Raw genomic sequence first — 6,956 nt, 5'->3', positions numbered from 1 at the left:
CCCGCTCACTCCGGTGCCCAGAGCGGCCCGAATTCCCTCAATCATCAGCGCAGGCCGATGGAACACGTCCTCGGCGGTGAAACGCAGCAGTCTGCGCACCTTCGGGCACTGCGCGATCTGGTTGAAGCGGACCACGTCCCGGCGGTGGGCATCCCAGGTGCCGTGGTAGGCGTAGCCCTCGACCTCGACGGCCACGCCCTCGGTACGGAACAGGAAGTCGAGGCGGAGCCGGCGTCCCTCCGGGGTGAGGAGCTCGGCCTGGGGTTCCGGGTGCAGGCCGGCGTCGTGCATGTGCAGGCGGGCGATGGTCTCGGCCGGTGACTCGGAGCGCGGGTCGATCAACCCCAACCAGTCGCGCGCCCTCTTTGCTCCGAGTAGCGGTGCCTCGAGTGCCTTGGCGATCACGTCGAGGCGGGTCACCGGCGCACGCCGTACGCGGTTCACCCGACGGTAGGTCAGCGCGGACTCCGCGGCGACGAGTGCGTTGTTCCTCGGCCCGGCCCTGAGCAGATCGGCAAGTGTGCGTGCCGGGTTGGTGACGCGTAGGCCGTTCCGTACGGCCACGTCCGCTTTGGTGAGAGGGAGCCGGTACACGTGTACGCCTCCGCTCTTCCGGCGGAGAGCCAGCTTCGGGTCAACGAACTCCAGGGCCGCGTCGGTGCCATTGCCGAGCGTCTCGATCCGCCAGAGGGCGGCGGCCGACCGGTGACTCACGACGAGCTGTGGTCTGAGCAGCTGTACCGCCCGGAGGCGTATGGCAAGGTCGACCACCTGCCCCGGCTGGACCCACGCACCCGCCCGGATCCGGGTCCAGCCCTCCACTCGCAGAACCCTTGAAAGGCTCCGCTCGGGCCACCCGGCATCGACGGCGCGGGAGGTCAGCAGAACCCCGCCCTCCGTAAGCTCCTGCAATGCCGTCCGCCTCTCCATACCCTCAAGATCGCAGAGGCGGCGGCTTCCTGAGGGTGCCTGTGGATAACCCCGGGGTCAGGGGCAGGGATCAGCGTTTGAGGGACGCCAGGAATGCGGCCCAGGTCGGGGGCTGGAAGAGGAGTACGGGCGCGTTGGCGGGGTTCTTGGAGTCGCGTATGGGGATCACGCCCGGGGTGTTGTCGGCGACCTCGACGCAGTCGCCGCCGCTGCCGTTGCTGTAGCTGCTCTTCTTCCAACGCGCGGTGCTCAAGTCAAAGGCTTTGCTTGCCATTTCGGTAGTCCTCAGCCGCTTCCTCGACCATTGCGAGGGACGCCTCCGGCGGCAGAGCGGCGGCCCTGAGCCGATCGTACGACTTGCGGTATTCCTTCACGAGTGCCGGATCGTCGATGGTGGCCCCGGTGTGGAGGGACTCCGTGTACACCAGCGGCGGGGCGTCGGGGAAGCTCATCAGCTTCGCCGTGCCGAGCATGAAGGGATGCGGCCCGCAATTCCACGGGAGCACTTGTGGAGTGATTCGGGGCCGTCTGGCCAACGCGACGATGCGCTCCAGCTGGACCGCCATCTCTAGCGGCGACAGGATGGGCAGTCGTAGCAGCGACTCGTGGATGATCACCCAGTACTCGGGAGTTGTGGCGTCGTTGTCGAAGAGGCGGGCGCGGGCCATGCGAGCCTCCACCTTTTCGTTAGTTTGCTGCGGAGACTCCAGTGGGTGTGTGGCCCGTACGACTGCGTGGGCGTACGGGGCTGTCTGGAGCAGTCCAGGGAAGAGCGTGGGGCACCATTCCTCGATCACGTCCGCATGTTGCTCGGCTTCGAGAACCCTCTCGAAATACTTGGCATGCCCCCTCCGCCGAGCCCGACGCACATCCTCGCACCGCCGCGCGAAGAACCCGTCCGTCCCCAGTACCCGGTCCACGTGCTCGGCGAGGTCGCGCGGCATGCGGCGCTCGCCCCGCTCGATCTCGCTGAGGTGACTCAGTCCGTAGAAGCTTCCCTCGGCCAGTTGCTGAAGCGTGAGCCCCGCCTCCTCCCGCTTCCACCGCAACTCCTTGCCGTAGAAGCTCGGAACGCTTTCCGAACCGTCGATGTCCTTGCGCCGCAACCTGGTTCACCGCCGTTTCCACAACTACCGCGCCGGGTTCTGCCGTTCGCGTCCGGGAAGCCGAACGTCTTTCACGGTACGCGGCGTGGCGTCAGCCTGTGACTGATTCATCACAGAGTGCACAGGAAGGCGTACGTTCATGCAGTCGCCCAAGTCCAATCCCGAGCTCAGTCCCACCCCTTTCGACGTGACCCTCTGCGTGGAAGAACTACGCGACGCCCTCGCCGCCCACGGCATCACCCTCCCTTCCCTCGGCGTGGACCTCCCGAGCTTCGCTGCCGCGCGCCGGCCTCCCGTGGGCCTGGTCGTGCTCGGCAACTGCAACATCCCGACTGCACGGAAGCTGGCGGCGGTTCTTCGTGAGGCGGCGGGCTGATGGGGGAGTCGGACTCGGTGATGGAGGTGAGTCTGCTCGCCCTGCCCAAGGCGGTGGCGGAGCTGCGGCGGGCGGTGCGGGATCGGTTCGGGGACGAGGGTGGGGAGGTCCAGTTGTGCGTCAGTGAGTTGATGGCGAACGTCATCCGACAAGTGGGGGAGGGGGTGCCGGTGACCGTGCGGGTCGCTCGTGCGGGTGTCCGGACGCGGGTTGCGGTCAGTGATGCGGGGCTGTGCGTGCTGCCAGGGGTGTCGGCCGTCACTGCGCACGATGAGTCCGGGCGTGGGTTGCTGCTCGTTGACGCGGTGGCGGTGCGGTGGGGTGTGGAGCGGGGTGTCGTCGGCAAGACGGTGTGGTGCGAGGTGGCTGGAGGTGAGGGTGAGGGTGGTATCAGCCCCTAGCGAGGGTTGGTATCAGGTGATACCTTCGCCGCATGGCCAAGACGCAGATCAACATCCGCATGGACGACGACACCGCGGAGATGGCCCGCCAGGCCGCGGCCACGCGGCGCATACCGGTCAACGAGTACGTCGAGCAGCTCATCCGGGCCGACAACGAGCAGCTCCGTTCCGTCTTCATGGCGGCGGCGCAGGGAGTGCTGGACGACTACGGCGATCTCCTCGACGAGATCGAGGGGGACGGCCGTACGTGAGCCTGAATGTTGACCTCGCCTGGATTCTTGAGGTCGCGCAGCGGGCGGGGCAGGGTGATCCCGCGATTGACGACTACGGCGTACCGGTCGCCGCGGTCGAGCGGTGCAAGGCGGTACTGGTCGGCCAGGACGTGTACCAGGGCGCGTACGCGAAGGCGGCCGCCCTCGCCCATTCCCTGGGCCGCATGCGGTGGCTGGAGCGCTCGAACCTGCGGGTTGCCGTGGCCGTCGCATACGCCTACCTGGCCGCGTCCGGCGTCCCGGCCAAACTGGACCAACAGCGGGTCTCCGCGTTGGCCGCGGAGCTGAAGAAGGAGAACAGCACGGCCCGTAGCGTGGCCGAGGTGCTGAAGTCCTGGGCGGTGTAGCCCCGGGAGGGGCGCCGCCCCCGGACATGCCTCGGCCGCGACGGCTCCCCCTCCGCGCCGCCGCGGCCGATCCCCGTGGGATGAGGCTTACTTCTTGCCGCCGTCCAGGTTCAGGGCGGGCGGGGCCGGCATGGAGTTGTTCTTGGTGACGAGGGTCTCGGCCTTGGCCGGTTCGCTCGGCATGGAGTTGTTGAGCGTGGTGATCGCCTCGTCCGCGGCGGGCTCGACGGCCGTGGCGTCGGTGTCCGGAGTGACGGTCTCGTCCTTCTTCTTGTCGCTCATGGATTCGTGTTCCTCTGTTCGATGTGAGTGAGGAACGCCCGTCCGGTAACTCCCCCGAGTATTACCGGACGGGCGTTCGGAGCCGCAGACTAGCTCGCCGGGCTCCGCGTCGGACCGCCTGCCCCCCGTGGCGACGGTGCGACTGACTACGAGTCTGGCGGGAGGAGATAAACGAACGCTGAACGCCCGCCAACCCCAGGTGAGAGGCGTGTTCCCCGCTACGCGGCCGCGGTTGACGTGAGCAGTTCGCGTACCTCGTCGGCCTCCGGCGCGCCGTTTTGCTCGTAGAGGTTGAGTGCCTCCCGCCAGCACGCGCGCGCCCGGTCCGCCTGTCCGAGCGCGGACAGCGAACGCCCCAACAGGGTCAGGACGTTGCCTCGCATGCGGTCTCCGCCAATGCAACCCAACGCCAGAGCCTGCTCGGCGTGCTGAGCGGCGTTCGCGGGACGCCGCTCAGCCGCATGGACCTCGGCGATGCGGAAGTGGGTGACGCCCTCCCAGAGCCGCTGGCGGTGGTCGTTGAACAGGCCGAGGGCGTCGGAGAACTGGCTCAACGCCTCCGTGTATCGGCCCGCCCTGGTCAGCGCGACGCCCAGTTGGAAGTGCCCGTTGGCCAGCCGGACGGTCTGGCCGACCTCCATGTGCACGGCGAGACCCCTCTGGGCGATCTCCACGGCCTTCGCGATGTTGCCCATGCCGAGATGAGCCCGCGACAGGTTGCCCAGCACGGTTGCTTCGAAGGGCCTGTTGCCCGTGGCCCGCAGACCTTCGAGGGCCTGGTCGAAGAAGATCTTGCCGTCCGCGAACCGGCTCTCGTGCAGGCAGATCAGGCCTCGGTTGTTGGCGACCCAGCTGACGGCGATGGAGTCCTGTGCGCGCGCCGCGAGTTCCATGGCCACCCGCGCCTCCTGCTCCGACTGCTGGACCCGCCCGGAGACCAGCAGTACGTCACTGAGTACCGTGCGCGCCCTGCCCTCGGCCCGCTCGTGACCCGCGACCCGGGTGGCCTCGCAGGTGGCCTGTGCCGTCACCTCGTACTGGTACGAGTAGGCGCCCGACTCGGTCAGGTCCTTCGCCGCCCAGAGCAGATCGACGGCCCGTCGCAGCCGTTCCGTCCCCGCCGCCTGTCGTACGCATGCCAGGAGTTGTCCGGCCTCCGTGTACAGCCAGTCGAGGGCTCTCGACGCCTCGGTGAAGCGCAGTCCCGGGTACTGGGTCGGTTCCAGGTGGTCGGTCAGCCGGTCCTCGCCGTGCTCGATCGAGTACACCTGGGCCGTCGTAGCCAAGTAAAAGTCCAGCAACCGCGACAACGCCGCCCCCCGCTCACTCGGCGGCCACTCGTCCCTCTCCGCACAAGCACGCGCGTAGAGCCGCACCAGATCGTGGAACCGGTACCGCCCCGGCGCCGCCGACTCAAGGAGCGACGTATCCACCAGGGACTCCAGCAGTTCCTCCGTCTCCTCCGGACCGAGGTCGAGCAGGGCCGCTGCCGCCGCCAGCGAGATGTCCGGCCCGTCCGCCAGCCCCAGCAACCGGAACGCACGCGCCTGCGCGGGCTCCAGCTGGCCGTAGCCGAGTTCGAATGTCGCCTTCACCGCCAGGTCACCGGCCTGGAGTTCGTCCAGGCGGCGGCGTTCGTCGGCGAGCTTCGCCGCCAGTACCGAGACCGTCCAGGTGCGGCGGGCCGCGAGGCGGGAGGCCGCGATGCGGATGGCCAGCGGGAGGAAACCGCACGCCGCCACCACGTCCAGGGCCGCCTCCCGTTCCGAGGCCACCCGCTCCTCGCCCACGATCTTCGTGAAGAGGGACAGCGCCTCGTCGGGGGACATCACGTCCAGGTCGACCAGGTGCGCCCCGGCCAGGTCCACCATCCGCACCCGCGACGTCACCAGCGCCGCACACCCGGAGGTGCCGGGCAGCAGGGGCCGTACCTGGGCCGCGTCACGGGCGTTGTCGAGGAGGACCAGGACGCGGCGGCCGTCCAGGACCGAGCGGTAGAGGGCGGCCCGCTCCTCCAGGGAGTCCGGGATCGCCGAGTCCGCCGTGCCGAGGGCGCGCAGGAAGGAGCCCAGGACTGTTTCCGGGTCCGCCGCGCGGGCGCCCGCGCCCTGGAGGTCGACGTAGAGCTGTCCGTCGGGGAAGGCGGACCGCGCCTGGTGGGCGACGTGCACCGCCAGCGTCGTCTTGCCCACGCCGCCGATCCCGGCCAGCGCCGAGACCGCCATGACCCGGCCCTCCGCCGTCGCCAGCACCTCGCTCAGTTCGGCAACGAAGGACGCGCGGCCCGTGAAGTCCGGAACCGTGGCCGGGAGTTGCGCCGGACGGACCGGCACCACCGACGGTTCCGCGAGCGGCGCCGACGGCTCCGCCAGGTTCGGGTCCGCCTGGAGGATCCGCTGCTGCAACTCCCGCAGGCCCGGCCCCGGGTCCACGCCCAGTTCGTCCGCCAACAGGCGCCGCGTGTCGGCGTACACCGCCAGCGCCTCCGCCTGCCGCCCGCTGCGGTACAGGGCGAGCATCAGCAGCTCGCGCAGGCGTTCCCGCAAGGGGTGCGCCGCCGTCAGCGCGGTCAGTTCCGAGATCGCCTCCGCGTGGCAGCCCTGTTCCAGGTCCATGTCCAGGCGGGATTCGAGGAGTTGGAGGCGCCATTCCTGCAGACGGACCCGTTGCGCCTCTGCGTACGGGCCCGGTACGCCCGCCAGCGGCTCCCCGTCCCACAGGGCCAGCGCGCGGTTCAGTACGTCGCGGGCATGACACAAGTCCCCGGTGCCGCGGGCCTTCTCCGCCTGCGTCGCCAGCTCCTGGGCGACCGAGAGGTCCAGCGCCCCGTCGCCGAGGCCGCGCACCGCGTACCCGCCGGACTCGCTGACCAGCACTCCGGGGTCCAGCACCTTGCGCAGCCGGGAGGCGTACGTCCGTACCGCCGCCAGCGCCTGCGGCGGTGGCTCCTCGCCCCACAGCGCGTCGATCAGCTCCGCCGCCGTCGCCGTACGGCCCTCCCGCAGCAGCAGGGCCGCGAGCAGGGCGCGCTGCTGGGGCGAGCCGGTGTTCAGCACCTCGTCCCCACGCCAGGCGCGCACCGGGCCGAGCACGCCGAAGCGCGACACCGCCGGCTCCTGCGAGCCGACCTGGCCGCCACGCCGCTGCTCCGGCACCCGCGGTACACCGTCCATCGCCGTCCCCCTGCAGAACGTCATGACAACCAGGCCAGTTTGCCTTGTTCATGGCGGATGCGTCAGCCG

At 69.7% G+C, this 6,956-nt stretch carries 9 protein-coding genes; 4 read left to right on the top strand and 5 right to left on the bottom strand.

The window, feature by feature from the left end:
* The 3 genes from GA0115233_RS08990 to GA0115233_RS08980 form a co-directional block, all read right to left on the bottom strand.
* Nucleotides 1-714 (bottom strand): hypothetical protein (locus tag GA0115233_RS08990; RefSeq protein ID WP_176711686.1); only part of this gene is annotated, 714 nt, incomplete at its 3' end.
* Between the two features lie 286 nt (nucleotides 715-1,000).
* The gene (locus GA0115233_RS08985; RefSeq protein ID WP_093719584.1) at nucleotides 1,001-1,204 is read right to left on the bottom strand and encodes a DUF397 domain-containing protein; all 204 of its coding nucleotides are present in this window, start codon (nucleotides 1,202-1,204) and stop codon (nucleotides 1,001-1,003) included.
* Entirely contained in the window at nucleotides 1,185-2,036 is an 852-nt protein-coding gene (locus GA0115233_RS08980; protein ID WP_093719583.1) for a helix-turn-helix domain-containing protein, read from the bottom strand. The genes GA0115233_RS08985 and GA0115233_RS08980 overlap by 20 nt, the downstream gene beginning before the upstream one ends.
* A gap of 139 nt (nucleotides 2,037-2,175) precedes the next feature.
* On the opposite strand from GA0115233_RS08980, the gene GA0115233_RS08975 reads away from it, so the two are divergent.
* From GA0115233_RS08975 to GA0115233_RS08960, 4 genes are read left to right on the top strand one after another with little or no spacing between them, the layout of a single operon-like run.
* Nucleotides 2,176-2,412 carry a hypothetical protein gene (locus tag GA0115233_RS08975; protein WP_093719582.1) on the top strand — a complete coding sequence of 79 codons (237 nt, stop codon included), beginning with the start codon at nucleotides 2,176-2,178 and terminating at the stop codon, nucleotides 2,410-2,412.
* Between the two features lie 20 nt (nucleotides 2,413-2,432).
* Nucleotides 2,433-2,813, top strand: a complete 381-nt coding sequence (locus GA0115233_RS08970) for an ATP-binding protein (protein WP_093719596.1) — start codon at nucleotides 2,433-2,435, stop codon at nucleotides 2,811-2,813.
* 32 nt (nucleotides 2,814-2,845) lie between these two features.
* The gene (locus GA0115233_RS08965; protein ID WP_093719581.1) at nucleotides 2,846-3,064 is read left to right on the top strand and encodes a hypothetical protein; all 219 of its coding nucleotides are present in this window, start codon (nucleotides 2,846-2,848) and stop codon (nucleotides 3,062-3,064) included.
* A complete protein-coding gene (locus GA0115233_RS08960; RefSeq protein ID WP_093719580.1) occupies nucleotides 3,061-3,432 on the top strand; it encodes a fic family toxin-antitoxin system, toxin component in 372 nt (123 codons plus the stop codon). The genes GA0115233_RS08965 and GA0115233_RS08960 overlap by 4 nt, the downstream gene beginning before the upstream one ends.
* A gap of 87 nt (nucleotides 3,433-3,519) precedes the next feature.
* Here the strand turns inward: GA0115233_RS08960 and GA0115233_RS08955 are convergent, their stop codons facing one another.
* Complete coding sequence (locus tag GA0115233_RS08955; protein WP_093719579.1) at nucleotides 3,520-3,714, bottom strand: hypothetical protein; 195 nt, start codon at nucleotides 3,712-3,714, stop codon at nucleotides 3,520-3,522.
* A gap of 218 nt (nucleotides 3,715-3,932) precedes the next feature.
* Complete coding sequence (locus GA0115233_RS08950; RefSeq protein ID WP_093719578.1) at nucleotides 3,933-6,887, bottom strand: AfsR/SARP family transcriptional regulator; 2,955 nt, start codon at nucleotides 6,885-6,887, stop codon at nucleotides 3,933-3,935.
* Nucleotides 6,888-6,956 lie beyond the last annotated feature (69 nt).

This window comes from Streptomyces sp. DI166 (assembly GCF_900091315.1).
GTDB classification, from domain to species: domain Bacteria; phylum Actinomycetota; class Actinomycetes; order Streptomycetales; family Streptomycetaceae; genus Streptomyces; species Streptomyces fuscus.
The sequence above is the reverse complement of the archived record's forward strand: the minus strand, read 5'-3'. Positions and strand labels throughout refer to the sequence as shown.